Annotated in this window: 18 protein-coding genes, 1 tRNA gene and 1 other RNA gene; 12 read left to right on the top strand and 8 right to left on the bottom strand. The window is 71.0% G+C overall.

Annotation, left to right across the window (positions count from 1 at the left end):
* Positions 1-81: 81 nt before the first annotated feature.
* From AC3ENQ_RS00485 to sucB, 3 genes are all read left to right on the top strand, one after another.
* Positions 82-1,608, top strand: coding sequence for a leucyl aminopeptidase (locus AC3ENQ_RS00485; RefSeq protein WP_431800667.1), 1,527 nt, complete (start codon positions 82-84; stop codon positions 1,606-1,608).
* Positions 1,605-2,975 carry a dihydrolipoyl dehydrogenase gene (gene lpdA / locus AC3ENQ_RS00490; protein ID WP_431800669.1) on the top strand — a complete coding sequence of 457 codons (1,371 nt, stop codon included), beginning with the start codon at positions 1,605-1,607 and terminating at the stop codon, positions 2,973-2,975. Before AC3ENQ_RS00485 ends, lpdA begins: the two co-directional genes overlap by 4 nt.
* A 76-nt stretch (positions 2,976-3,051) precedes the next feature.
* Positions 3,052-4,836, top strand: coding sequence for a 2-oxoglutarate dehydrogenase, E2 component, dihydrolipoamide succinyltransferase (gene sucB, locus AC3ENQ_RS00495; RefSeq protein WP_431800671.1), 1,785 nt, complete (start codon positions 3,052-3,054; stop codon positions 4,834-4,836).
* Positions 4,837-4,874: 38 nt separating this feature from the next.
* On the opposite strand, the gene AC3ENQ_RS00500 is transcribed toward sucB, so the two are convergent.
* Entirely contained in the window at positions 4,875-6,320 is a 1,446-nt protein-coding gene (locus AC3ENQ_RS00500) for a hypothetical protein (RefSeq protein WP_431800673.1), read from the bottom strand.
* Between the two features lie 128 nt (positions 6,321-6,448).
* Between AC3ENQ_RS00500 and AC3ENQ_RS00505 the strand changes: the two genes are divergently transcribed.
* Entirely contained in the window at positions 6,449-7,159 is a 711-nt protein-coding gene (locus AC3ENQ_RS00505) for a DUF4191 domain-containing protein (RefSeq protein ID WP_431800675.1), read from the top strand.
* Positions 7,160-7,177: 18 nt separating this feature from the next.
* Here AC3ENQ_RS00505 and AC3ENQ_RS00510 read toward each other — a convergent pair whose 3' ends face one another.
* Positions 7,178-7,579 (bottom strand): RDD family protein, encoded by a 402-nt coding sequence (locus AC3ENQ_RS00510; RefSeq protein ID WP_431800677.1) that lies wholly within the window; start codon positions 7,577-7,579, stop codon positions 7,178-7,180.
* Positions 7,580-7,710: 131 nt separating this feature from the next.
* Between AC3ENQ_RS00510 and glnA (AC3ENQ_RS00515) the strand changes: the two genes are divergently transcribed.
* On the top strand, positions 7,711-9,135 hold the full coding sequence (gene glnA / locus AC3ENQ_RS00515) for a type I glutamate--ammonia ligase (RefSeq protein WP_431800679.1): 1,425 nt from the start codon (positions 7,711-7,713) through the stop codon (positions 9,133-9,135).
* A 111-nt stretch (positions 9,136-9,246) separates the two neighbouring features.
* On the opposite strand, the gene AC3ENQ_RS00520 is transcribed toward glnA (AC3ENQ_RS00515), so the two are convergent.
* The 3 genes from AC3ENQ_RS00520 to AC3ENQ_RS00530 all read right to left on the bottom strand — a co-directional run bounded on the left by AC3ENQ_RS00520 (position 9,247) and on the right by AC3ENQ_RS00530 (position 13,914).
* Complete coding sequence (locus tag AC3ENQ_RS00520; RefSeq protein ID WP_431800681.1) at positions 9,247-12,246, bottom strand: bifunctional [glutamine synthetase] adenylyltransferase/[glutamine synthetase]-adenylyl-L-tyrosine phosphorylase; 3,000 nt, start codon at positions 12,244-12,246, stop codon at positions 9,247-9,249.
* Between the two features lie 5 nt (positions 12,247-12,251).
* Positions 12,252-13,589: a type I glutamate--ammonia ligase gene (gene glnA / locus AC3ENQ_RS00525; RefSeq protein ID WP_431800683.1), complete on the bottom strand. Its 1,338-nt coding sequence runs from the start codon at positions 13,587-13,589 to the stop codon at positions 12,252-12,254.
* Between the two features lie 73 nt (positions 13,590-13,662).
* Entirely contained in the window at positions 13,663-13,914 is a 252-nt protein-coding gene (locus AC3ENQ_RS00530; protein ID WP_431800685.1) for an SPOR domain-containing protein, read from the bottom strand.
* Positions 13,915-13,981: 67 nt separating this feature from the next.
* Between AC3ENQ_RS00530 and ppgK the strand changes: the two genes are divergently transcribed.
* Positions 13,982-14,752, top strand: a complete 771-nt coding sequence (gene ppgK / locus AC3ENQ_RS00535) for a polyphosphate--glucose phosphotransferase (RefSeq protein WP_431800687.1) — start codon at positions 13,982-13,984, stop codon at positions 14,750-14,752.
* A 55-nt stretch (positions 14,753-14,807) separates the two neighbouring features.
* Here the strand turns inward: ppgK and rnpB are convergent.
* The 3 genes from rnpB to AC3ENQ_RS00550 all read right to left on the bottom strand — a co-directional run bounded on the left by rnpB (position 14,808) and on the right by AC3ENQ_RS00550 (position 17,693).
* An RNA gene (gene rnpB, locus AC3ENQ_RS00540) (RNase P RNA component class A) lies at positions 14,808-15,181 on the bottom strand.
* A 36-nt stretch (positions 15,182-15,217) separates the two neighbouring features.
* Positions 15,218-16,948, bottom strand: coding sequence for a bifunctional 3'-5' exonuclease/DNA polymerase (locus AC3ENQ_RS00545; RefSeq protein WP_431800688.1), 1,731 nt, complete (start codon positions 16,946-16,948; stop codon positions 15,218-15,220).
* A gap of 13 nt (positions 16,949-16,961) precedes the next feature.
* Positions 16,962-17,693 (bottom strand): zinc ribbon domain-containing protein, encoded by a 732-nt coding sequence (locus AC3ENQ_RS00550; RefSeq protein ID WP_431800690.1) that lies wholly within the window; start codon positions 17,691-17,693, stop codon positions 16,962-16,964.
* 121 nt (positions 17,694-17,814) lie between these two features.
* Between AC3ENQ_RS00550 and AC3ENQ_RS00555 the strand changes: the two genes are divergently transcribed.
* The 6 genes from AC3ENQ_RS00555 (at position 17,815) to AC3ENQ_RS00580 (ending at position 24,325) form a co-directional block, all read left to right on the top strand.
* A tRNA-Val gene (locus AC3ENQ_RS00555) sits at positions 17,815-17,887 on the top strand.
* Between the two features lie 142 nt (positions 17,888-18,029).
* Positions 18,030-20,759, top strand: a complete 2,730-nt coding sequence (gene aceE, locus AC3ENQ_RS00560; protein WP_431800692.1) for a pyruvate dehydrogenase (acetyl-transferring), homodimeric type — start codon at positions 18,030-18,032, stop codon at positions 20,757-20,759.
* A gap of 8 nt (positions 20,760-20,767) precedes the next feature.
* Entirely contained in the window at positions 20,768-21,982 is a 1,215-nt protein-coding gene (locus AC3ENQ_RS00565) for a PucR family transcriptional regulator (RefSeq protein WP_431800694.1), read from the top strand.
* 82 nt (positions 21,983-22,064) lie between these two features.
* On the top strand, positions 22,065-22,988 hold the full coding sequence (locus tag AC3ENQ_RS00570) for an ACP S-malonyltransferase (RefSeq protein WP_431800696.1): 924 nt from the start codon (positions 22,065-22,067) through the stop codon (positions 22,986-22,988).
* Positions 22,985-23,986 (top strand): beta-ketoacyl-ACP synthase III, encoded by a 1,002-nt coding sequence (locus tag AC3ENQ_RS00575; protein ID WP_431800698.1) that lies wholly within the window; start codon positions 22,985-22,987, stop codon positions 23,984-23,986. Before AC3ENQ_RS00570 ends, AC3ENQ_RS00575 begins: the two co-directional genes overlap by 4 nt.
* Positions 23,987-24,076: 90 nt before the next feature.
* Positions 24,077-24,325, top strand: a complete 249-nt coding sequence (locus AC3ENQ_RS00580; RefSeq protein ID WP_005049448.1) for an acyl carrier protein — start codon at positions 24,077-24,079, stop codon at positions 24,323-24,325.
* Positions 24,326-24,370 lie beyond the last annotated feature (45 nt).

Genomic DNA, 24,370 nt, shown 5'->3' on the forward strand with positions numbered 1-24,370 from the left:
CAGCGGAAGGTGGGGCTCGGTCGCGCTGACAGCGAACAGCCGACCGCGGCGCGGGCCGCGGACCGCTCCTAGGATGGGGGCATGGCGTTCCCCGAGCTGTCCACGTCCACCGCCCTCCTCTCCGCCGCCGACGCCGATGTGCTGGTGCTCGCGCTCCCGCCGCTCGATGACGCGGCGGATGCCTTGGCCGACTGGCCGGGACTGCGCTCCGTGCTGGAGGGTGTCGGCTTCTCCGGCTCTCCGGGCGGGACCGTCCGCGTGCACGTACCGGAGGCCACGCCCCTCCCCCTCTTCGTCGTCGGCACCGGCTCCGCGCCCGACGCGGCGACGCTCCGGGAGGCGGTCGGCGCGGCCGTGCGGACGACCACCGGGTTCGCCCGTCTCGCCGTCGCCGCTCCGGCGGTCGCCGATGACAGCAACACGGCGGATGCCGCCCTGTGGAGCGCCGCGGCAGAAGGTGCCCTGCTCGGCGGATACCGCTTCGACGATTACAAAAAGAACGCCGGTGCCGCTCGCGCCGACGTCGTCACCCTGCACTGGCCCGCCGAGCCTGCGCCCGCGGCAGTCGCACGCGCTGTCGCCGTCGCCTCCGCCGTCGCCCTCGTGAAGGACCTCGTCCACACCCCCGCGCAGTGGCTCGGCCCGCAGGACGTCGCCGACGCCGCCCTCGCCTCGCTCGAGGGCCTTCCCGTCGACGTCGAGGTCTTCGATGAGCACGCGCTCGAGGAGCAGGGCTTCGGCGGCATCCTCGGCATCGGCCAGGGATCCGAGCGGCCGCCGCGCCTCGTGCATCTCGACTACGCGCCGGAGGGTGCGACCGCGCACGTCGCGCTCGTCGGCAAGGGGATCACGTTCGACACCGGCGGACTCTCGCTGAAGCCCCCCGCAGGCATGGTGGGCATGAAGTTCGACATGGCGGGTGCCGCGAGCGTCCTCGCGGTGGTGCGCGCCGCCGCGGTGCTGGGCGTTCCCGTGCGCGTCTCGGGTTGGCTGTGCCTCGCCGAGAACATGCCGTCGGGCCGCGCCCTGCGCCCGGGAGACGTGGTCCGCATCGCCGACGGCACGAGCGTGGAGGTGCTGAACACGGATGCCGAAGGCCGCGTCGTCCTCGCCGACGGTATCGTCGCGGCGAGCCGCACCTCCCCCGACCTCATCGTCGACATCGCGACCCTCACCGGCGCGATCATCGTCGCCCTCGGTCACCGGCACACCGGCGTGATGGGCGACGACGATGCCGTGGCGGACTATCTCGAGGCCGCGGCAGGCGCGGGCGAGCCCGCGTGGCACCTGCCGCTCCCGGCGCACATGGAAGACGAGCTCGACTCCCCCATCGCCGACCTGCAGAACGCGAAGATCGGCGACACCTCCGGCGGCTCGCTGTTCGCGGGGCTGTTCCTGCAGCGGTTCGTGGGCCGGACCGGCGAGGATGCCGACGCGCCCCGCATCCCGTGGGTGCACCTCGACATCGCCGGCAGCGGCACCGCGAAGTCGGCGTTCGGTGCGACGGAGAAGGGCCCGACGGCGGCGACCGTGCGCACGCTCATCGACCTCGTCGAGAGTCGCGCAGCGGAGCCGGGCGCACGCGACGGCGCGGAGGGCACCCGATGACCGACCACGCCGTCGACGTCGTCGTCCTCGGCGGGGGCAGCGGGGGCTATGCCGCAGCCATCCGCGCGGTCGAGCTCGGCAAGAGCGTCGTCATCGTCGAGAAGGACAAGGTCGGTGGGACGTGCCTGCACCGTGGGTGCATCCCCACCAAGGCACTTCTTCACGCGGCCGAGGTCGCCGACCACGTCCGCAGCGCCGGCTCGGTGGGCGTCACGGCCTCCTACGAGGGCATCGACATCGCCGGGGTCACGGCCTACCGCGAGGGCATCGTCGCGAAGAAGTACAAGGGACTCGAGGGGCTCCTCGCAGCGCGCGGCATCACGACCGTCACGGGCGCCGGTCGCCTGTTGCCCGACGGCGGCGTCGCCGTCGGCGCCGACGTCTACCGCGGCACGGACGTCATCCTCGCGACCGGGTCGTACAGCAGGTCGCTCCCCGGACTCGAACTCGGCGGCCGTGTCCTCACGAGCGAGGAGGCGCTGGCCCTCGACGTCGTCCCCGAGCACGTCGTCATCCTGGGCGGCGGGGTGATCGGCGTCGAGTTCGCAAGCGTCTGGCGCTCGTTCGGCGCCGAGGTCACGATCGTCGAGGCTCTCGACCACCTCGTCCCGAACGAGGACATCGCGCTCAGCAAGGGCCTGGAACGGGCGTTCCGCAAGCGCGGCATCACGGCGAAGCTCGGCACCCGGTTCGCCGGGGTGACGCAGACGGATGCCGGAGTCCAGGTGTCGCTCGAAAGCGGCGAGACCCTCGACGCGGACTACCTGCTCGTCGCCGTCGGCCGTGGCCCGGCGACCGAGGGGCTCGGCTTCGCCGAGGCGGGCGTGACGCTCGACCGCGGGTTCGTGAGGGTCGACGAGCGCCTGCAGACGAGCGTGCCGCACGTCTGGGCGGTCGGCGACATCGTTCCGGGGCTGCAGCTCGCGCACCGCAGCTTCCAGCAGGGCATCTTCGTCGCCGAGCAGATCGCAGGGCTCTCCCCCGTTTCGGTGCCGGGGGCATCCATCCCCCGCATCACCTACTCGAGCCCCGAAGTCGCCTCGGTCGGCCTCACCGAGGCGCAGGCGCGCGACGCGCACGGCGATCGCGTGCGGACGGCCGAGTACAACCTCGCCGGCAACGCGAAGAGCGAGATCATCGGCACGGGCGGGCTCGTGAAGGTCGTCCGCGTCGAGGACGGACCGGTCATCGGCGTGCATCTGATCGGCGACCGCGTCGGCGAGCTCATCACCGAGGGCCAGCTCGTCGTGGCGTGGGAGGCACACCCCGAGGACGTGGCCCCGTACGTTCATGCGCACCCCACCCAGAGCGAAGCGCTCGGTGAGGCATTCCTCGCCCTCGCCGGCAAGCCTCTGCACGCGCTCTGATGCGCGCCACGGCACCCCCCGCAGTGCGGGGTCACTAAGCTAGAACGACATCGGACTTTCTGAAGGAGACACAGTCATGAGCACATCCGTGGTCCTCCCCGCGCTCGGCGAGAGCGTCACCGAGGGAACGGTCACCCGTTGGCTCAAGAACGTCGGAGACACGATCGAGGCCGATGAGGGCCTGCTCGAGATCTCGACCGACAAGGTCGACACCGAGATCCCCTCGCCCGTCAGCGGCGTGATCGAGGAGATCCTCGTGCAGGAAGACGAGACCGTCGAGGTCGGCGCCGTCCTGGCGAAGATCGGCGACGGTTCGAGCGCACCCGCGGAGGGCGCCGCGCCCGCCGCCGAACAGCCGGCCGCGGAGGCGGCACCGGTCGCGGAGCCCGAGGCGGCACCTGCGCCGGCCGCAGAGGCCGCGCCCGCCGCCGAGCCCGCGCCCGCGCCGGCCGCTGAGGCCGCGCCCGCCGGCGCCGACGCGCAGGACATCGTCCTGCCCGAGCTCGGCGAGAGCGTCACCGAAGGCACCGTCACGCGCTGGCTCAAGCAGGTCGGCGACGACGTCGCCGTCGACGAGCCGCTCCTCGAGATCTCGACCGACAAGGTCGACACCGAGATCCCGTCACCGGTCGCCGGCGTCCTGCAGGAGATCGTCGTCTCCGAGGACGAGACGGTCGCCGTGGGTTCGGTGCTCGCCCGCATCGGTTCCGGTGCGTCCGCCGCCGCTCCGGAGGCTCCCGCAAAGCCCGCCACGGAGGCTCCTGCGCCCGAGGCTCCGGCGCCCGACGCCCCGGCTCCCGCCCCCGCCGCCGGGGCCCCCGCACCGGCAGCCCCGGCGCCCGCTCCGGAGGCGCCCGCCCCCGCGGCGGAGGCCCCCGCAGCGCCGGCCCCCGCGGCGTCCACCCCAGCCGCCCCGGCCGACGACGACGTCACGACCTATGTCACGCCGCTCGTGCGTCGGCTCGCCCAGCAGCAGGGCGTCGACCTCGCGAGCGTCACCGGCACCGGTGTCGGCGGACGCATCCGCAAGGAGGATGTCCTGAAGGCCGCCGAGGCCGCGAAGGCCGCGCCCGCCGCTGCCGAGGCACCCGCCGCATCGCAGGCCGCCCCCGCCGCCCCCACCGCCCCGGCACTCGAGGTCTCGCCGCTGCGCGGAACGACCCAGCCGATGTCCCGCCTGCGCAAGGTCCTCGCCGAGCGCGCGGTCGCCTCGATGCAGCAGACCGCTCAGCTCACCACGGTGGTCAAGGTCGACGTGACGAAGGTCGCCGCGTACCGTACGGCCGTCCAGAGCGACTTCGTGGCGAAGACGGGCGGCAAGCTCTCGTTCCTGCCGTTCTTCGTGCTGGCCGCGGCCGAGGCGCTGCAGGCGTACCCGGTGATCAACGCGACGGTCAACGGCACCGACATCGTCTACCCCGCGACCGAGAACATCTCGATCGCGGTCGACACCGAGCGTGGCCTGCTGACTCCCGTGCTCCGTGACGCGGGCGACAAGACGCTGGCCGGCATCTCGAGCGAGATCGCCGACCTCGCGGCGCGCACGCGCGACAACAAGCTGAAGCCCGATGAGCTGGCCGGCGGTACCTTCACCGTCACCAACACCGGCTCGCGCGGTGCGCTGTTCGACACGCCCGTCGTCTTCCTGCCGCAGTCGGCGATCCTCGGCACGGGCGCGGTCGTGAAGGAGCCCGGCGTCGTGAAGATCGACGGTGTGGACGCCATCGCCGTCCGCTCCTACGTCTACCTGGCACTCTCCTACGACCACCGCATCGTCGACGGCGCGGACGCCGCCCGCTTCCTCGGCGCGGTGAAGTCGCGTCTCGAGGCGGCCGACTTCGAGGGCCAGCTCGGGATCTGACCCGCGGCGGCGCCGGGACGCACCGGTATCGGAGACACTCACGGCTGGTCCGCGACGTCGTACACGTCGCGGACCAGCCATGTGTCGTGAGCGCCGCTGACGATCACGAGAATCTGCGCGGGGATGCCGGGCTCCCCCACGGCCTCGATACGGAAGACCGCGACGCCCCCGTACTCGTCGAGAAGCGAGGCGGTGCGCTCGATGCCCGGAGACGACGCCACGCCGGCGGGAACGAGGGCGCCGTCCGTCTCGAGGACACCCGGGCACGGCTGCCCCTCTCCGCAGGCGGTCAGGGCAGTGAGCGCCGCGCCGGCTGCCGCCGTCAGCGTGTCGCCCCCGGTGGCGTCAGGCGTCGGCTCTCCGGCATCCGCCTGCGTCGCAACGTCCGCAGTGTTCTCGCCGTCCGTGTCGGGCGCGTCCTCCGCTTGTGCGGCCTCGGCCGTCTCGACTCCGCCGGTCGTCGGCGTGATGCTCGGCGTCGGCGCGGAGCCCGCCTCCGCGGAGGGCTCGGGCCACATCAGACCGGCCACCAGGATCGTCGCACCGAGCGCGGCCGCGACGAGGATCGGTGCGCGGCGCCGCCGGGCGGGCGACTCATCGCCCGAGCGACGTGGAGCCGCGGTGCTCCGCGGGGACTCGACGCGGGAGCGCGCGGCTCGGCGCTCGCGCAGCGCCTCCGCGAGGAGCGCCGGCCCGCGGAGGGTGCCGCGCAGCGCATCCGCGACGCGTGCGGCCCACCCGGCCTCGGTGAAGCGGGCGATCCAGGTCTCGCCGCTTCGCACGGCCGCGTCGCGGCGACGGCCCGAACGGGCCTCGCCGCACTCCCCGCGCAGACTGTCCGAGCGCCGCGGCCGCAGATCCTGACGGGCGGCGGCATCGTCGCTGTGGCCCTCCGAGCGGAGCGCGAGCGGCTCGGCGGCGTCGAAGAGCGCGTCTTCCGCGGCGGCCGCATCCGCGCGCGGCCACCGCGGCGCCGCGAGCACCGCGGCCGCGTCATCGAGCGCCGCGGCAAGCTGCCGCGGCGCGCCGGCCGCCAGAACCTCCAGCAGGTCGAGGGCTTCGTCCGCCCAGTTCGCCGCACCGGTGAGGGCGAGGACCGGACGCCCCGAGGCATCCACCCACCATGCACCAGCGTCCTCGGCGGGCACGAGCCCGAGCGCCCGCGCCTCCGCCGCAGCACGCAGGAGGCTGACGGCGATCGTGACGGCCTCACCGGCCGACGCGGTGTGCGCGCGTTCGACGAGACGGTGCGGGCAGTGCGGCACGACCGCCGCGTGGCCACCCTCGGTGCGGAAGATGTCGGACGGCACGAGGAGGTGGCCGTCCGGCGCCGCGCGCCAGAGGACGTCGGGAACGAGGTCGAGCGCGACGTGGACCGTCGGCGGGTCACCGGGGTCGAGGGCGGGCAGGAGCGCGCCTGGCCACGGCGCTTCGTCCGCGCGCAGGCGTCGCAGCGGCGGGGCGGGGGAATCGAGGAGCGACATGAGCCGATTCTGAGCGGAGCGTGCGCCGTGCGGAGGCCGAACGGAGCGATCTGTGGACGAATCGCTCGATCGGCCTGTTGGGGAGGAGGCGGTGATGAGGTCGAGGCGCCGACGGTAGGCTATGTGGCATGGCATCCCGCAGTTCCGCTCCCGAGAAGCGCCCCGGATTCTTCGCGCAGCTGCGCTCCCTGTTCACCTTCACGAAGGCCGAGTTCCCGTGGCTCCCCTGGGCCCTCATCGGCATCGTGGTGCTGGGTATCGGCATCGGCGTGCTGATCGGCTTCCTCATCCAGCCGGTCGCGGTGTGGAGCGTCATCCTGTGGAGCCTTACCGGGCTGATGTTCGGCATCCTCGGGGCGATGATCCTCCTCACGCGCCTGTCGACGCGCGCGATGTACAAGAAGCTCGACGGCATGCCGGGCGCCTCGGGTCACGTCCTCTCGACGTCGCTCGGCCGCAACTGGGTCGCCTCCGACATGCCGGTCGGCATCAACCCGAAGACGCAGGATGCCGTGTACCGCGTCATCGGCCGCGGGGGCGTGGTCATCGTCGCCGAAGGCTCGCGCGGTCGCCTCACGCGGCTCGTCAACGACGAGAAGATGAAGGTGCAGCGCGTCGCTTCGGGCGTGCCGATCCAGGTCGTTTACGTCGGCCACGGCGAGGGCGACGTGCCCATCTCCAAGCTCGCCTCCACCATCAAGTCGCAGCCCAAGAAGGTCGACCGCGCCACCATGGCGGCCGTCGTCAAGCGCGTCGACTCGGTGTCGCAGTCAGTCACCTCGCTGCCGATCCCGAAGGGCATCGACCCGACGAAGGCGCGCGCCCCTCGTCCTCGCTGACTCGGGAGATCCGAGAGGTCAGGCGCGCAGCAGCACGGTGCCGGCGGCCTTGTCGTGGAGGCCGCGCTGGTCGGCATCCCAGATCACGGCGGGGATGACGAGGCACAGGAGCGCGGTCCGGATGATGGGGCGCCAGAGGCCCACCCATCCGCCCGTCACGAGCTGGAGGCGCATGCCGAGCAGGCGATGTCCGGGACTCCCGCCGAGCGTCGGCAGGAAGACGATCTGCACGATGGCGAAGATCGCGAGGGTGGCGAGCGAGTCGTAGGAGAAGAAGGCGACCGAGAGGACCACGGCGCACGCCCAGTCGATCGCGAGGGCGGCGAGGCGCCGGCCGGGACGGGCGATCGAGCCGGAGCCGGCCGGCGGAAACCCGAGACGTTCGCCGGGATAGGTGTTCTCGCTTACGGCATCCGTCACCCGCTGATTCTACCGAGCACCGCGTAACACGCCCGAAACACGCGAGATACTGGGGGGCAACCCCTCGCCGATAGCGTCGGGCACGAGCCTGCCACCGACAGGCGCGTTCCACACCCGATCTTGGAGACTCCATGTTCAAAGATTCATCCGAGGTGCTGAAGTTCATCCAGGAAGAGGACGTCAAGTTCCTCGACATCCGTTTCACGGACCTTCCTGGTGTGCAGCAGCACTTCAACATCCCCGCCTCGACCGTCGACGAGGAGTTCTTCACGGTCGGGCAGCTCTTCGACGGCTCGTCGATCCGCGGCTTCGCGAACATCCACGAGTCCGACATGCAGCTCATTCCGGATGTCTCCACCGCGTACATCGACCCGTTCCGCGAGGCGAAGACGCTCATCATGCTCTTCGACATCTACAACCCGCGCAACGGCGAGATCTACTCGAAGGACCCGCGCCAGGTCGCCAAGAAGGCGGAGAAGTACCTCGCCTCCACCGGCATCGCCGACACCGCGTTCTTCGCCCCCGAGGCCGAGTTCTACATCTTCGACGACGTCCGCTACGAAGTGAAGCAGAACTCCTCGTTCTACTCCGTCGACTCCGAGGAAGGCGCCTGGAACACCGGTCGCGCCGAAGAGGGCGGAAACCTCGCCAACAAGACCCCGTACAAGGGCGGCTACTTCCCGGTCTCCCCCGTCGACAAGACGGCGGACCTTCGCGACGACATCTCGCTGCACCTCATCGAGTCGGGCCTCGTCCTCGAGCGCGCACACCACGAGGTCGGCACCGGCGGTCAGCAGGAGATCAACTACCGCTTCGACACGATGGTGCACGCGGCCGACGACATCCTGAAGTTCAAGTACATCGTCAAGAACGTCGCCGAGCAGTGGGGCAAGGTCGCGACCTTCATGCCGAAGCCGCTCTTCGGCGACAACGGCTCGGGCATGCACACGCACCAGTCGCTCTGGCTCGAGGGCAAGCCGCTCTTCTACGACGAGAAGGGCTACGGAGGGCTCTCCGACACGGCGCGCTGGTACATCGGCGGCCTGCTCGCGCACGCCCCCGCGGTCCTCGCCTTCACCAACCCGACGCTGAACTCCTACAAGCGCCTGGTCAAGGGCTACGAGGCTCCGGTCAACCTCGTCTACTCGGCGGGCAACCGCTCGGCGGCCATCCGCATCCCGATCACCGGATCGAACCCGAAGGCCAAGCGCATCGAGTTCCGCGCCCCCGACGCCTCCGGCAACCCGTACCTCGCCTTCGCCGCGCAGATGATGGCGGGCCTCGACGGCATCAAGAACCGCATCGAGCCGCACGAGCCCGTCGACAAGGACCTCTACGAGCTGCCGCCCGAGGAGGCCAAGAACATCCCGCAGGTGCCGAACTCGCTGCTCGACTCGCTCGAGGCGCTCCGCGCCGACCACGAGTTCCTGCTCGCGGGCGGCGTGTTCACGCCCGAGCTGATCGAGACGTGGATCGAGTACAAGATCGAGAACGAGATCAAGCCGCTGGCCGCGCGCCCGCACCCGTTCGAGTTCGAACTGTACTTCGGAGTCTGACGCACCCTGACGCGAGGGCCCCGGCATCCCTGTGCGGATGCCGGGGCCTTCGGCGTTGCGGTGATCTCAATACACCGCCGCTGCGCGCCAGCGCGCGATCGGGCGGGGCGCTCAGCCGTAGAAGAGGCGCTCGTAGTCGCGGCGGGCGCGGCGGGCGGTGCGGAGCCACTCCTCCTCGACGAGCGTGGCCGAGCGGGCCGGGTACTCGAGCAGCCGTCCGATGCCGTCGAGTTTCGCGCGGTCGGTCGGGAGCACGTCGCTCGTCTGCCCGGAGAGGAGCGTGTTCGCCGAGCGCAGGCGGCTCGCGAGCCGCCACGACGCCGCAAGGCGCTCTGCCGCGGCATCCGGCACGAACCCCGCCTCGCGTGCCGCCTCCAGCGCTCCCAGGGTCGAGGTCGTCCGCAGCGCCGGGATCTCGTGCGCGTGCTCGTGCTGAAGGAGTTGCACGAGCCACTCGACGTCGCTGAGCCCACCCGGGCCGAGCTTCAAGTGCCGCGCCCGGTCGACCCCCTGCGGAAGCCGCTCGTTTTCGACGCGTGCCTTGATCCGTTTGATCTCCCGCAGATCCTGCACGGCGACGCGTTCGGGGTAGCGCACCTCATCGGCGAGGGCCATGAAGCGACGGATGAGCTTGACGCTCCCCGCGATGCCCCGCGCGCGCAGGAGCGCCTGCGCCTCCCACGACAGCGACCAGCGGCGGTAGTACTCGGCGTACGATTCGATCGACCGGACGAGCGGGCCGTTGCGGCCCTCGGGTCGGAGGTCCGCATCGAGCTCGAACGGAACGCGCTGATCCTCCGAGTAGGTGCGCAGGCCCGCCACGATCTTCTGGGCGAGCTCGTTCGCTCGCTGGGGATCGAGGCCGTTGGCGTCGTAGACGTAGAGGACATCGGCATCCGAGCCGAATCCGAGCTCTCGCCCGCCGAACCGTCCCATCGCGATCACCGAGAAGTCGAGCGCTTGATCCTCCGGCGGGACGACTTCGCGGCGCACGGCGCGAAGCGTCGCCTGGATCGTCACTTCGCTGATCGTCGTGAGGCCTTCGGCGAGCTCCTCGATCGTGATGGTTTCGAGCACCGACGCGAATGCGAGACGCAGGAGTTCGCGTCGGCGCAGCGCACGGACGGCGCTCATCGCCTCACCGATCGTGTCGTGGCGTGTCTGAATGGCCCGCGCCTCCTCCTGGAGCGCGACCCCGCTGCGCGGCCGCAACTGGTCTTCGGCGTCGAGCCACGCGACCGATTCGGGGATCCACTCCATGAGCTCGCCGACGAAGCGCGATCCGGACAGGACGCGCGTCAGCCGCTCGGCCGCGCCGGCCGAATCGCGGAGCACGCGTTGGAACCACGGCGTCTCCCCCAGGCGTTCGCTGACGCGGCGGAACGCGAGAAGCCCGTAGTCGGGATCGACGCCGTCGGCGAACCACCGGATCATGACGGGCATGAGGTGCCGCTGGATCGCGGCCTTGCGGCTGATCCCGCCCGTCAGCGCCCCGATGTGGCGGAGGGCCCCGGCCGGATCGCGGAAGCGGATGGCGGCGAGGCGGTCGCGCGCCTGCTCGGTCGACAGCTTCTGCTCCTCCGCGGGGAGCGCCGCGACCGCAGAGAGGAGCGGACGGTAGAAGAGGCGCACATGGATCTCGCGCACCTCGCGCTTGATGCCCTCCCACACCGCCCAGACACCCGCGCCGTCGGGAGCCAGCCGGCTCGCCCGCGCGAGGTTCCGCAGGCCGTCCGGGGTCTGCGGCATGAGGTGCGTGCGCCGCAGATCGCGTAGCTGCACGCGGTGCTCGAGCACCCGCAGCATGCGGTAGTCGCGTGCGAACGCCGCGGCATCCGCCCGCCCGATGTACCCCTCGGTGACGAGGGCGGACAGGGCGTCGAGCGTGCCGCGCTGCCGAATGCGCTCGTCGGCGAGCCCGTGCACCAGCTGCAGGAGCTGGACGGTGAACTCGATGTCGCGGATGCCGCCGGGCCCGAGCTTCAATTGATACGGCACCTCGTCGGCGGGGATGAACTCCGTCACCCGCTCGCGCATGCGCTGGACGCTGTCGACGAAGTTCTCGCGCGCGGAGCTCGTCCAGACCTTGGGCTGCACCGCCGCGACGTATGCCTCGCCGAGCATGCGATCTCCCGCGAGCGGGCGGGCCTTGAGGAGCGCCTGGAACTCCCAGCTCTTCGCCCACCGGTCGTAGTACGACAGGTGCGAATCGAGGCTGCGCACGAGCGCCCCCTGCTTCCCCTCGGGGCGGAGGTTCGCGTCCACCTCCCACAGTGGCGGCTCGACCTCCATGCCGGAGATCCCGCGCATCGTCTGTACGGCCAGCCGCGTCGCAATGTCGATGACCCGGCTCTCGCCGATCTCCGCGGTGAACTCGTCCGATCCTCCGCCGACGAAGATGACGTCGACGTCGCTCACGTAATTGAGTTCGCGCGCCCCGGTCTTGCCCATGCCGATGATCGCGAGCTGTGTCGCGGCGACCTGAGAGCGGGGGAAGAGTCCGGCGCCCGCCGCGCCGCCGGAGACACGCGTGCGCGCGACGCTCAAGGATGCCTCCAGCGCCGCGCCGGCGGCATCCGCGAGCGCGGCGGCGACCGAGGGCAGTGCCTCCACCGGGTCGGGCGCGCTGAGGTCGTATGCCGCGATACGGGCGAGGAGGCGCCGGTAACGCACGCGGAGCGCGACCCACGCGCTCTCGTCGCCGGTCGCGGCGAACCCGTCGTCGTCGGCCGCGACGGCATCCTGCAGCTCGGCGACGAGCTCGTCGGCCGTCGGCAGGTCGCCGCCGGGTTCTGGCAGATGGGCGAGCTCGCCCGGATGCCGCAGGTAGAAGTCCGCGAACCCGTTCGAGGCCCCGAGCAGCAGCCACAGGGTCGGTCCCACCCGACGAAGCGCGGCGGACAGCGCCGCGGAGTCACGACGCGCGATGCGCGCCAGCCCGCCGAGCGCCGCATCGGGATCAGCCGCCCCGTCGGCGCCCACCAGGATTTCGGGGCGCGTCAGATCGAGCTCGCCGGCCAGTTCGGTCAGCAGCGCGTCGGCCGCATCGATGTCACCGAACCCGTCCCGCGCCAGCGTGGTCCGGACCGAAGTGCGCTGGCCGGCCGACATGGCGCTTAGAGCATCTCCAGGTTGCTCTTCAGCTCGAACGGCGTCACCTGCGCGCGGTACTCGTGCCACTCGCGGCGCTTGTTGAGGAGCACGTAGTTGAAGACCTGCTCGCCCAGTGTGTCGGCGACGAGCTCGGAATCCTCCATGTACTCGAGCGCGTGGTCGAGGCTCGCGGGGAGCTGCGCATAGCCGAGGGCGCGCCGCTCGGCATCCGTCAACGACCACACATTGTCCTCGGCCTCGGGCGGGAGCTCGTACTCCTCCTCGATGCCCTTGAGTCCGGCCGCGAGCATCAGCGCGTACGCGAGGTACGGGTTCGCCGCGGAGTCGAGTGCCCGGTACTCGACGCGCGTCGACTGCCCCTTGTTGGGCTTGTACATCGGCACGCGGACCAGTGCGGAGCGGTTGTTGTGGCCCCAGCAGATGAAGCTGGGCGCCTCGTCGCCGCCCCACAGACGCTTGTAGGAGTTGACGAACTGGTTCGTCACGGCGGAGATCTCGTTCGCGTGGGTGAGGAGCCCGGCGATGAACTGACGACCGACCTTGGAGAGCTGGTACTGCGCGCCCTCCTCGTAGAACGCATTCTGGTCACCCTCGAACAGGGACATGTGGGTGTGCATGCCGCTGCCGGGCTTGCCGGAGAGTGGCTTCGGCATGAACGTCGCGTAGACGCCCTGCTCGATCGCGACCTCCTTGACGACCGTGCGGAACGTCATGATGTTGTCGGCCGTCGCGAGCGCGTCCGCGTAGCGCAGGTCGATCTCGTTCTGCCCCGGGCCGCCCTCGTGGTGGCTGTACTCCACCGAAATGCCGAGGTCCTCGAGCATCCGGACGCTCCGGCGGCGGAAGTCGTGCGCCGTCCCGCCGGGCACGTTGTCGAAGTAGCCGGCCGAGTCCACCGGCTCGGGGCCGTCGGGGCCGTAAGTCGACGACTTCAGCAGGTAGAACTCGATCTCGGGATGCGTGTAGAAGGTGAACCCGGCATCCGCCGCCTTCGCGAGCGTGCGCTTGAGGACGTTCCGCGGATCTGCGACCGCCGGCTGGCCGTCCGGCGTCGTGATGTCGCAGAACATGCGGGCAGTGGGGTCGATCTCCCCGCGCCAGGGCAGCGTCTGGAAGGTCGTGGGGTCGGGGTGCGCGAGCAGGTCCGACTCGTACGAGCGCGTCAGGCCCTCGATCGCCGAGCCGTCGAAGCCGAGGCCCTCCGCGAAGGCGCCTTCGACCTCCGCCGGCGCGATCGCGACCGACTTGAGCGTGCCTATCACGTCGGTGAACCAGAGGCGCACGAACTTGACGCCGCGCTCCTCGATCGTGCGCAGTACGAAGTCCCGCTGCTTGTCCATCGCGTCCTCTCACCTGCGCTGCGCAGATCCCGTGAAACGCCGCGACTTCGCCAGAAGCACGGCCCTGATCAGACTATCGGCCCGGGGCCGAGTCTCCTTCATTCCCGGTGGCCGCGCCGCCCTGGCCGGCGTCATCGACCCACGCGTCCTCGGCGGCGTCCTCGTCCGCCCACGCGCGAGAGCGCTCGGCGAGGAGCTTCGGCGCGTTCGCGGCCTCCTCGGCGGTGTCGAACGGACCCGCCCGATCGATCGCGGGCGACTCGAAACCGCGCTCGACGGTTCCCGTCGTGAGGTTGTACCAGTACTTGTCTTCACCGCTGGACATCGTGTTCCCTCCGTTGGATGTGTCCGATCCTAACGACCGGGAGTGGGTGTCTGGCTATGCTGTGGCCATGACGGAGAACGTGACGCGTGCGGTCGGTGTGGACATCGGCGGCACAGGCATCAAGGGTGCGGTGGTCGACCTCGAAGCGGGGGCGCTCGTGAGCGAGCGCGTGAAGGTGGCGACGCCCTCCGGTGCGGAGCCGGACGACGTGCTGACCGCCGTCCGCCAGGTGCTCGCGACTCTCGAGGTGAACGACACCGACATGCCGCTCGGGGTCGCGTTCCCTGCGATCGTCAAGCACGGCAAGACGCTGTCGGCCGCGAACGTCGCCGACACGTGGATCGGCTTCGACGCCGAGAAGTTCTTCGAGGAGGGTCTCGGCCGCCCCATCCACTTCGCCAACGACGCCGACGTCGCCGGGCTCGCCGAGGCGCGCTACGGCGCGGCGAAGGGTGTCGAGGGCCTCACGATCCTCACGACGCTCGGCACGGGGATCGGCACCGCGATCCTCTACGACGGCCACCTCATCCCCAACTCCGAGCTCGGTCACCTGCAGCGCGCGAACCACAAGAAGGATGCCGAGGAGTGGGCCGCGTACTCGACCTTCGAGCGCGAGGAGCTCTCCTGGAAGGAGTGGGCGAAGCGCCTGCAGTGGTACTACTCGTACCTCGAGTTCCTCCTCAGCCCCGACCTGTTCGTCGTCGGCGGGGGCGTGTCGAAGCACTCGGACAAGTTCCTGCCGCTGCTCGACCTCAACACTCCGATCGTCCCGGCCACGCACCGCAACAACGCCGGGATCATCGGCGCCGCGTCGCTGTCGATCGTCGACGCCTACTGACTCCGGTCGCGCGGCTCGCCGCACAGGAGGGCTGAGACGGTGCGGGTCGAGAAGGCGAATGGGCCGGCCTGTACGCCGGGTTCTGTCCGGGGGCCTCGGACGGTGAGTCCGAAGCCCCGTGGACGGTCATCTCTCTCGGCGACACGTTGCCGTGCCGCTCCAGCGGTCTACCCGGGGACTCGGCGGGCCGCGTCGGCATCCCCTGTCTGACCTTGCTCCGGGCGAGGTTTACCGTGCGGGTCGTGTCACCACGACCCCGGTGGTCTCTTACACCACCCTTTCACCCTTACCGACTCGCGTCGGCGGTCTGCTCTCTGTGGCACTGTCTCGCGGATCACTCCGGGTGGGTGTTACCCACCGCCCTGCCCTGTGGAGCCCGGACGTTCCTCGGTGCGGGCGAACCCGCAACGCGACCGTCCAGCCGACCCATTCGCGCGCTCGAGTCTACGCGGGAGCGCGGGCCGCTCACTTCGCGGCGTCGTCGGTGATGCGCAGATCCAGCGGAAAGTCGATCGGGAAGCGGCCGAACAGCAGCGTCGCGGCGTTCGCGGCGGAGCGCGCGACCGCCTCGGCGACCTCGTTCGCCTGGTCGGTCGGCGTGTGCACGATGATCTCGTCGTGCAGGAAGAAGCACAGGTGCGGACGGCGTGAGAAGGCGGCGCCGGATGCCGCGGCAGCACTGCTCGGGGAGGTTTCGGGCATCGCGAGGAGCGCTCCCCGCAGATCGGCGAGCCACGCGAGTGCCCACTCCGCTGCGGTCCCCTGCACGACGAAGTTGCGCGTGAACCGCCCGCGGTCGCGCGCGGACCGCCGCGCCGAGCTCTGGTCGGCGGCCGTCGCCTCGGGGGCTCCCGCGCGGCTCTGCGTCTCGCGCCAGTCGGCGGAGGACGCCGGGCTCGTGCGGCCGAGCCAGGTGCGGACGGTGCCGCCCGCCTCCCCCGCCCGGGCGGCGTCGTCGACGAGGCCCATCGCGCGCGGATACGTGCGGCGCAGTGCGGGCACGAGGCGTCCGCTGTCGCCGGTCGTCGCGCCGTACATGGCTCCGAGCATCGCGATCTTCGCGTCGGCGCGGGTGGGCACCGCACCGCCCGCGACGATGCCCTCGTAGAGGTCGCGTCCCCGCGCCGCGTCGGCGAGGGCGGTGTCGCCGGACATCGCCGCGAGCACGCGCGGTTCGAGCTGGGCGACGTCGGCGACGACGAGTGTCCAGCCCGGGTCGGCCCGCACGGCGGCGCGCAGCTGGCGGGGCAGTTGGAGCGCGCCCCCGCCTGATGACGCCCAGCGGCCGGTGACGACGCCGCCCGGCACGTAGACGGGGCGGAACCGGCCGCCCCCCGCCCACTCGTCGAGCCACGCCCAGCCGTTCGCGCTCGCCAGGCGCGTGAGCTTCTTGTACTGCAGGAGCGGGGCGATGACCGGGTGGTCGTACTCTGCCAGCTCCCACCGGCTGGTGGATGCCGCGGTCACCCCGACCCGGTGGAGGCTCCGCAGGAGCTTCGGCTGCGAATCGAGGCTCGCGGCCGGGTCGCCGAGCGCGGTGCGGATCGCGGCTGCGAGCTCCTGGACGCGGGGCGCGTGCGTGCCCGGCGCGGGCCGCGCTCCGAGAGTTCGCTCGAGGATCTCCTCGTGCACGGCCCGGCTCCACGGAAGCCCCGCCGCGTGCATCTCCTCCGCAAGGAGCGCGCCCGCCGACTCTGCGGCGAGCAGAAGGCGCAGCCGACCGGGCTCCGACGTCTCCGCGACAGCGCGCTCCTCGCGCCGGAATTCGGCGAGCACGGCGTCGATGTCGTCGGGGACGCCGACCCGACCGGATGCCTCCCCCAGGTCGAACAGCGCGGGCGCGGCCGCGGTGGTCGGCGCGGAAGGCGGGGCATCCCACTCCTCGGCAGCGCGGAGATCGTGCGCGTCGGTGACGAGGTCGCTCGCGCGGAGGATCGCGTGGCTGAGCCTCAGGTCATGACACCGCGCGACGATCACGCCGGCGGCGAGGAGCGCCTGGTACCAGCGCGTCGTGTCGCTCCACACCCAGCGTGCGGGCACGTCGTCGGCGGATGCCTCGATCTCGGCGACGAGCGTCGCCCAGGCGTGGGCGGGCACGCGCCGTCGTGCGAGCTCGCCGAGATCGGCGGCCACCTCGACGATGACGATCTCCTCGCCGTCGCGTCCCACCGCCCGCCAGCGCGGACGCGCGGTCACGGCCGCCGTCGGATCACAGCCCGGACTCGGCGGTGCGGACGAGGATCGCGCCGCACTCGGGGCAGGTCACCACGTCGTCGTCGGCCGCTTGGCGGAGCGACGACAGGTCGGTGCCGGAAAGAACCATGTGGCACGCCCCGCAGGTGCGAGCGCGGAGGAGCCCGGCACCGACGCCGCGCGCGGCGATGCGGTCGTACACCGCGAGCAGGTCGCCGGGGACCCGCTCGGCGATCGCGGCGCGGTCGCGGGTCGCCGACTCCCACGTCGCAGTCGCACCGGCGACGGCGGCCTTCCCCTCGGCGCTGACCCGCGCACCCTCGTCGTTGGTGGCCGCGATGACGGCTTCCTGCGCGGCGACCGCGGCATCGGCGGCCTCGAGCCGCTCCATGATCTCGAGCTCGGCGTCTTCGAGCGCACTCTTGCGCGCGGCGAGCGAGGCGAGTTCGTGCTCGAGCCCCTGGGCCTCCTTGACGTTCGAGGTCGCGGCCAGGCGCTCGGTGTCGCGCGCCGCACGGGCGTCGACGAGGGCGACGTCTGACTCGAGGCGGGCGAGCTCGGCGCGGGCGTCGTCGCGGTCGCCGAGAAGAGTCGTGAGCTCCGCGGACTGCGCCTGCCGCTGTGCGACGAGCTCGGTCACCCGGGCGCCCTGCGGGGGGTTCCGCCGCGCGGTGTCGGCGGCGCGGATCGTGCCGTCGAGGCGGGCGAGGTCGATCAGAAGGAGCTGGTCGGCGGGGCGAGCTTTCACGAGACCAACCTACCGCGCGCCGCCCGCAGCGGTCCGGCCACAGCCGCACCATCTTCCGCGGCGCCGCCGACAGCGGTACGGGACGTCGCCGCTCCGCCGGGATCGTAGACTCGAGGGATCAGGGCCTTTAGCTCAGCTGGTAGAGCGCCACGTTTACACCGTGGATGTCGTCGGTTCGATCCCGGCAGGGCCCACCGCTTTCTCCCGCTCCTCGGCGAGCCCGTCGGGTCCGGATGTGACTAGGCTGATCCAGGATGCGTTGTCGCCGCCTCACAAAGCCGCGCGCATTCTCAGCCCCGAACCTGGCATGATCTGCCAGACGACGAAAGGTCTCCCGTGACGGTCAACGATCAGGATCCGTATTCGCAGGGTCCCCAGGACAGCGACCCAGAAGAGACGGCGGAGTGGGCGGAATCGCTCGACCAGCTGGTTCAGGCGAAGGGCGCAGGGCGTGGCCGCGAGATCATGCTGAGCCTGCTGAACAAGTCGCACGAGCTGCAGCTCAACGTGCCGCAGGTGCCGGTCACCGACTACATCAACACGATCGCCCCCGAGAACGAGCCCGACTTCCCCGGTGACGAGGAGCTCGAGCGACGCTATCGCCGCTGGATCCGCTGGAACGCCGCCGTCACGGTGCACCGCGCCCAGCGCCCCGGCATCGGCGTGGGTGGCCACATCTCGACGTACGCCTCGTCGGCATCCCTTTACGAAGTCGGCTTCAACCACTTCTTCCGCGGTCCCGACCACCCCGGCGGAGGCGACCAGATCTTCATCCAGGGGCACGCCTCCCCCGGCATCTACGCGCGCTCGTTCCTCGAGGGGCGTCTCTCCGCCGACCAGCTCGACGGCTTCCGCCAGGAGAAGTCGAAGGCGCCGCTCGGCCTTCCGTCCTACCCGCACCCCCGGCTCATGCCGGAGTACTGGCAGTTCCCGACGGTGTCGATGGGTCTCGGACCGATCAACGCCATCTACCAGGCGATGACCAACAAGTACCTCACCAACCGGGGCATCAAGGACGTCTCGGGTTCGCACGTGTGGGCGTTCCTCGGCGACGGCGAGATGGACGAGGTCGAAAGCCGCGGTCAGCTCCAGGTGGCCGCCAACGAGGGTCTCGACAATCTCACCTTCGTCGTCAACGCGAACCTGCAGCGTCTCGACGGCCCGGTGCGCGGCAACGGCAAGATCATCCAGGAGCTCGAGGCGTTCTTCCGCGGCGCGGGCTGGAACGTCATCAAGGTCGTCTGGGGCCGCGGCTGGGACCAGCTCCTCCAGCAGGACCACGACGGCGCGCTCGTGCGCCTGATGAACACCACTCCCGACGGCGACTTCCAGACGTACCGCGCCGAGGACGGCAAGTTCATCCGCGACCACTTCTTCGGGCGCGACGAGCGTACCGCCGCGATGGTGAAGGACCTCTCCGACGACTACATCTGGGGCGGCCTGCGCCGCGGCGGTCTCGACTACCAGAAGCTCTACGCGGCCTACAAGGCGGCGACCGAGCACAAGGGGCAGCCGACCGTCATCCTCGCCAAGACGATCAAGGGCTACGGGCTCGGGCATCACTTCGAGGGGCGGAACGCCACGCACCAGATGAAGAAGATGACGCTCGATGACCTGAAGCACTTCCGCGACTCGATGCGCATTCCGATCAGCGACGCGCAGCTCGAGGAGAACCCGTACCTGCCGCCGTACTTCCACCCGGGCGCCGAGGACGAGACGATCCAGTACATGGTCGAGCGACGCCGTGCGCTCGGCGGCTTCCTGCCGGAGCGCCGCACGCACCACGTGCCGATCACCCTCCCCGATGACAGCGCCTACTCGCTGCCGAAGAAGGGGTCGGGCACCCAGGAGATCGCGACGACGATGGCCTTCGTGCGCCTCCTGAAGGACCTGCTCCGCTCGAAGGACTTCGGCAACCGCATCGTCCCGATCATCCCCGACGAGGCGCGCACGTTCGGTGTGGATGCCTTCTTCCCCACCGCCAAGATCTACAACCCGCACGGCCAGAACTACACGTCGGTCGACCGCGACCTGCTGCTCGCCTACAAGGAGAGCCCGCAGGGCCAGATCATGCACGTCGGCATCAACGAGGCGGGCGCCGTCGCCGCGTTCACCGGCACGGGTACGGCGTACGCGACGCACGGCGAGCCGCTCATCCCGGTGTACCTCTTCTACTCGATGTTCGGCTTCCAGCGCACGGGCGACGCCCAGTGGGCGGCCGCCGACCAGATGGCGCGCGGGTTCTTCATGGCCGCCACCGCCGGGCGTACGACGCTCACCGGGGAGGGCCTGCAGCACGCCGACGGGCACTCGCATCTGCTGGCATCCACCAACACCGCGACGATCTCCTACGACCCCGCCTACGGGTACGAGATCGCCCACATCGTGCGGTCTGGTCTCGAGCGGATGTACGGCGGGAACCATCCCGACCCGAACGTCACGTACTACGTGACGTTGTACAACGAGCCGATCATCCAACCCGCCGAGCCCGAGGGTGTCGACGTCGAGGGCATCGTGCGCGGCCTCCACCGCATCTCCGAGGGCGAAGGCGAAGGCCCTCGCGTTCAGCTGTTCGGGTCGGGTGTCGCGGTGCCGTGGGTGCTCGAGGCGCAGCAGCTGCTGAAGGATGACTGGGGCGTCGTCGCCGATGTCTGGTCGGTCACGAGCTGGACGGAGCTGCGCCGCGACGGGCTCACCGCCGACGAGCACAACTTCCTGCACCCGGCCGACGAGCCGCGCACGGCCTACCTCACCGACAAGCTCGCCGGCACCGAGGGCCCCGTCGTCGCGGTCAGCGACTACATGCACGCGGTGCAGGACCAGATCCGGCAGTGGGTGCCGCGCCGGTATGCGACGCTCGGCGCCGATGGTTTCGGCTTCTCCGATACGCGGGCCGCGGCACGCCGCTTCTTCAAGATCGACGGTCCGTCCGTCGTCGTGCGCGCCCTGCAGGCGCTCGCGGAGGACGGCGTCGTCGATCGTCACCTCTCGGCGCAGGCGATCGAGAAGTACCGCCTGCACGACGTGACCGCCGGCACCACCGGGAACGCCGGCGGCGAGAGCTGATCGACTCGATGCCCGCCCGCCCCACCCCGCAGGAGAAGGCGGAGACCCTCGCCTGGCTGCGACGGATCTCCGGAGACCTCGCGACGACGACGATCAAGCGGCTCGAAGAGACGCTGCCGTGGTACGCCGACATGCCGCCGGCACGGCGATCGGCGGTGGGACTTGTGGCGCAGGCGGGCATCGCCTCGTTCATCCAGTGGTACGAGGACCCCACCTCGACACCCTGGATCGCGGCCGACATCTTCGCGGCGGCGCCGCGTGAGCTGCTCCGGAGCGTCAGCCTGACGCAGACGCTGCAGCTCATCCGCGTGACGGTCGCCGTCACCGAGGAGCGCGTCGCGGGCCGCGCGGAGGACCTGCGCGAGAGCATCCTGCTGTTCTCGCGCGAGGTCGCCTTCGCCTCCGCCGACGTGTACGCGCGGGCCGCCGAGGCGCGTGGACTCTGGGACGCGCGCCTCGAGGCCCTCGTCGTCGACTCGATCCTCACGGGCGAGGCCGACGAGGAGCTGCCGAGCCGCATCGCCGCCCTCGGGTGGCACGGCCACGGCGAGGTCGCGGTGCTCGTGGGCACCACTCCCCCCCAGCTCGACGTCGATCAGCTGCGCCGCCTCGCGCGCAAACTCGGCGTCGACGTCCTCATCGGCGTGCAGGGGTCGCGGCTCGTGCTCGTCATCGGTCGTGCTGACGCACCCGTGGGCGACGAGGCCCCGGCGGAGCTGGCGTTCATCGACATCGCCAAGCGACTGGAGCCGGGCTTCGGGGCGGGGCACCTCGTGCTCGGGCCGACCGTGCCGGCGCTGATCGACGCGAGCCAGAGCGCTCGGGCCGCCCTGGCCGGATTCGCGGTCGCGGGAGCCTGGCGCAATGCGCCTCGTCCGGTCGAGGCCGACGATCTCCTCCCCGAGCGTGCGCTCGCGGGCGATTCCGCCGCGAAGGCGACGCTCGTCGAGCGCATCTACCGCCCCCTGCTGGCGCACTCCTCCGATCTGGTCACGACGCTGTGGGCCTACCTCGACAACGGACGCTCCCTCGAGGCGACGGCGCGAGAGCTGTTCGTGCACCCGAACACCGTGCGCTATCGCCTGAAGCGCGTCTCCGACGTGATCGGTTGGGACGCGACGGGACCGCGCGAGGCGCTCATCCTGCAGACCGCGCTCATCATCGGCTCCATCGGCACGGAGGTCACCCGGCGGCGGTCGGCGGGCGCGCGCCGAGCGGGTTGATTGTGGGACACACACAGAGCATTCCGGCTTTGTTGTGACACCACCCCCAGCGCGCGGCGCGAGATCTTGGCAGGATAGAGCAGTGATCATCACCGTCTTCCCCGGACAGGGCTCGCAGACCCCCGGGTTCCTCACCCCGTGGCTCGCCGTCGACGGCGTCCGCGAGCGGCTCGAGCGCTACTCCGCCGACAGCGGCGTCGACCTCATCGCCGCCGGCACGGAGTGGGATGCCGACCGCATCCGCGACACGCAGGTCGCCCAACCCCTCATCGTCGCCGCGAGTCTCGTCTCGTACGCGGCGCTGCTCGAGACGGCGGACGGGACGACGCCGGGAGGCGTCGCGGGCCACTCCGTCGGCGAGGTCGCGGCGCTGGTCGCCGCCGGCGTCCTGACCGACGACGAGGGGATGCGCCTCGTCGGCATCCGCGGTCGAGCGATGGCCGAGGCCGCCGCCGCGGCCGAGACGGGCATGAGCGCGATCATCGGCGGAGACCGGGATGCCGTGCTCGCCCGCCTCGACGAGCTCGGTCTCACCCCTGCGAACCACAACGGCGCCGGTCAGATCGTCGCCGCGGGCGCTCTCGACTCTCTCGCGGCGCTCGCGGAGAGCCCCGTCGCCGGCACACGGGTCATTCCGCTGCAGGTCGCGGGAGCATTCCACACTTCGTACATGGCTCCCGCCGTCGATACGTTGCGCGCGGCGGCCACGGAGGTCGAGGCATCCGAGCCCGCTCTCACGCTCTGGACCAACAGCGACGGATCGACCGTCGCGGACGGACGCGCCGCGCTCGACCTCCTGGTCGCGCAGGTCGCCTCGCCGGTCCGATGGGATCTCGACATGGAGTCCTTCGCGGCGCATGAGGTGACGGGCATCATCGAACTCGCGCCCGCGGGCACCCTCGTCGGACTCGCCAAGCGCGCGCTGCGCGGCGTGCCGACCGTCGCGGTCAAGACGCCCGACGACCTGGCGGCCGCGGCCGCTCTGCTGACAGGAGAAGACGCGTGACCGCCACCCTGACCCAGTCCACCGGAGCGGCGCACACCCGCATCTACTCGTACGGCGCCGCGCGCGGTGAGAACGCCGTGCCCAACGACGACCTCGTGGGTCCCATCGACTCGAGCGACGAGTGGATCCGCCAGCGCACCGGCATCGTCACCCGCACCCGCGCGAACGCCGAGACCTCCGCGCTCGACCTCGCGGCCGAGGCCGGCGCCGAGGCGATCGCCCGCTCGGGGGTCGCCGCCGACCAGATCGACGCCGTCATCGTCGCGACGATCTCGAACCCGCGGCAGACCCCGTCGATGTCGGCGGTCGTCGCCGACCGCGTGGGGGCGAACCCCGCCGCCGCGTACGACCTCAACGCCGCCTGCGCCGGCTTCGCCTACGGCGTCGCGCAGGCCGATGCCCTCATCCGCTCCGGCGCGGCACACTACGCCCTCGTCATCGGCGCCGAGAAGCTCAGCGACGTCGTCGACCCGACCGACCGGTCGATCTCCTTCCTCCTCGGCGACGGTGCCGGCGCGGTGGTCGTCGGCCCGAGCGACACCCCGGGCATCGGACCCACCGTGTGGGGCTCGGACGGCTCCAAAGCCGACGCCGTCGGCATGGACCACACCCTCATCGAGTTCCGCGACGGCACCGCGCCGTGGCCGACCCTCCGTCAGGAGGGGCCGACCGTGTTCCGCTGGGCCGTGTGGGAGATGGTCAAGGTCGCCCGTAAGGCCCTCGAGGCAGCGGGCGTCGAGGCATCCGATCTGGCGGCCTTCGTGCCGCACCAGGCGAACATGCGCATCATTGACGAGTTCGCCAAGCAGCTGGGCCTGCCCGAGACCGTCGTCATCGGACGCGACATCGAGACGACGGGGAACACCTCCGCCGCCTCGATCCCCCTCGCCACCCACCGTCTGCTCGAGGAGCACCCCGAGCTCAGCGGCGGCCTGGCCCTCCAGATCGGCTTCGGCGCAGGACTCGTGTTCGGCGCGCAGGTCGTCGTGCTCCCGTGAGGGTGCGCACCCCGCACCTAGACTGAACCCCGACCCGGGCAGGGCTCCTGCCCGAACCACCCGATACACCGCCAACACAAGGAGAATCCCATGGCATTCAGCAACGACGAGGTCCTCGCCGGGCTCGCCGAGCTCATCACCGACGAGACGGGCATCTCGGCCGACGAGGTCGCGCTCGAGAAGTCGTTCACCGACGACCTCGACATCGACTCGATCTCGATGATGACGATCGTCGTGAACGCCGAGGAGAAGTTCGGCGTCACGATTCCCGACGAAGAGGTCAAGAACCTCAAGACCGTCGGCGACGCCGTCACCTTCATCACCACCAACCAGGCCTGAGCACCGCTCTCCTGACACCCGCCCCCCGGTGGGGGCTGCCACGCC

The organism is Microbacterium sp. bgisy203 (assembly GCF_057706945.1).

Bases quoted from the DNA above. Each gene is read 5' to 3' on its own strand.
- AC3ENQ_RS00580 (WP_005049448.1), top strand. From the start codon at position 24,077: ATGGCATTCAGCAACGACGAGGTCCTCGCCGGGCTCGCCGAGCTCATC.
- AC3ENQ_RS00520 (WP_431800681.1), bottom strand. From the start codon at position 12,246: ATGTCGGCCGGCCAGCGCACTTCGGTCCGGACCACGCTGGCGCGGGAC.
- AC3ENQ_RS00505 (WP_431800675.1), top strand. From the start codon at position 6,449: ATGGCATCCCGCAGTTCCGCTCCCGAGAAGCGCCCCGGATTCTTCGCG.
- sucB (WP_431800671.1), top strand. From the start codon at position 3,052: ATGAGCACATCCGTGGTCCTCCCCGCGCTCGGCGAGAGCGTCACCGAG.
- ppgK (WP_431800687.1), top strand. From the start codon at position 13,982: ATGACGGAGAACGTGACGCGTGCGGTCGGTGTGGACATCGGCGGCACA.
- glnA (WP_431800683.1), bottom strand. From the start codon at position 13,589: ATGGACAAGCAGCGGGACTTCGTACTGCGCACGATCGAGGAGCGCGGC.
- glnA (WP_431800679.1), top strand. From the start codon at position 7,711: ATGTTCAAAGATTCATCCGAGGTGCTGAAGTTCATCCAGGAAGAGGAC.
- AC3ENQ_RS00565 (WP_431800694.1), top strand. From the start codon at position 20,768: ATGCCCGCCCGCCCCACCCCGCAGGAGAAGGCGGAGACCCTCGCCTGG.
- AC3ENQ_RS00530 (WP_431800685.1), bottom strand. From the start codon at position 13,914: ATGTCCAGCGGTGAAGACAAGTACTGGTACAACCTCACGACGGGAACC.
- AC3ENQ_RS00485 (WP_431800667.1), top strand. From the start codon at position 82: ATGGCGTTCCCCGAGCTGTCCACGTCCACCGCCCTCCTCTCCGCCGCC.
- lpdA (WP_431800669.1), top strand. From the start codon at position 1,605: ATGACCGACCACGCCGTCGACGTCGTCGTCCTCGGCGGGGGCAGCGGG.
- AC3ENQ_RS00500 (WP_431800673.1), bottom strand. From the start codon at position 6,320: ATGTCGCTCCTCGATTCCCCCGCCCCGCCGCTGCGACGCCTGCGCGCG.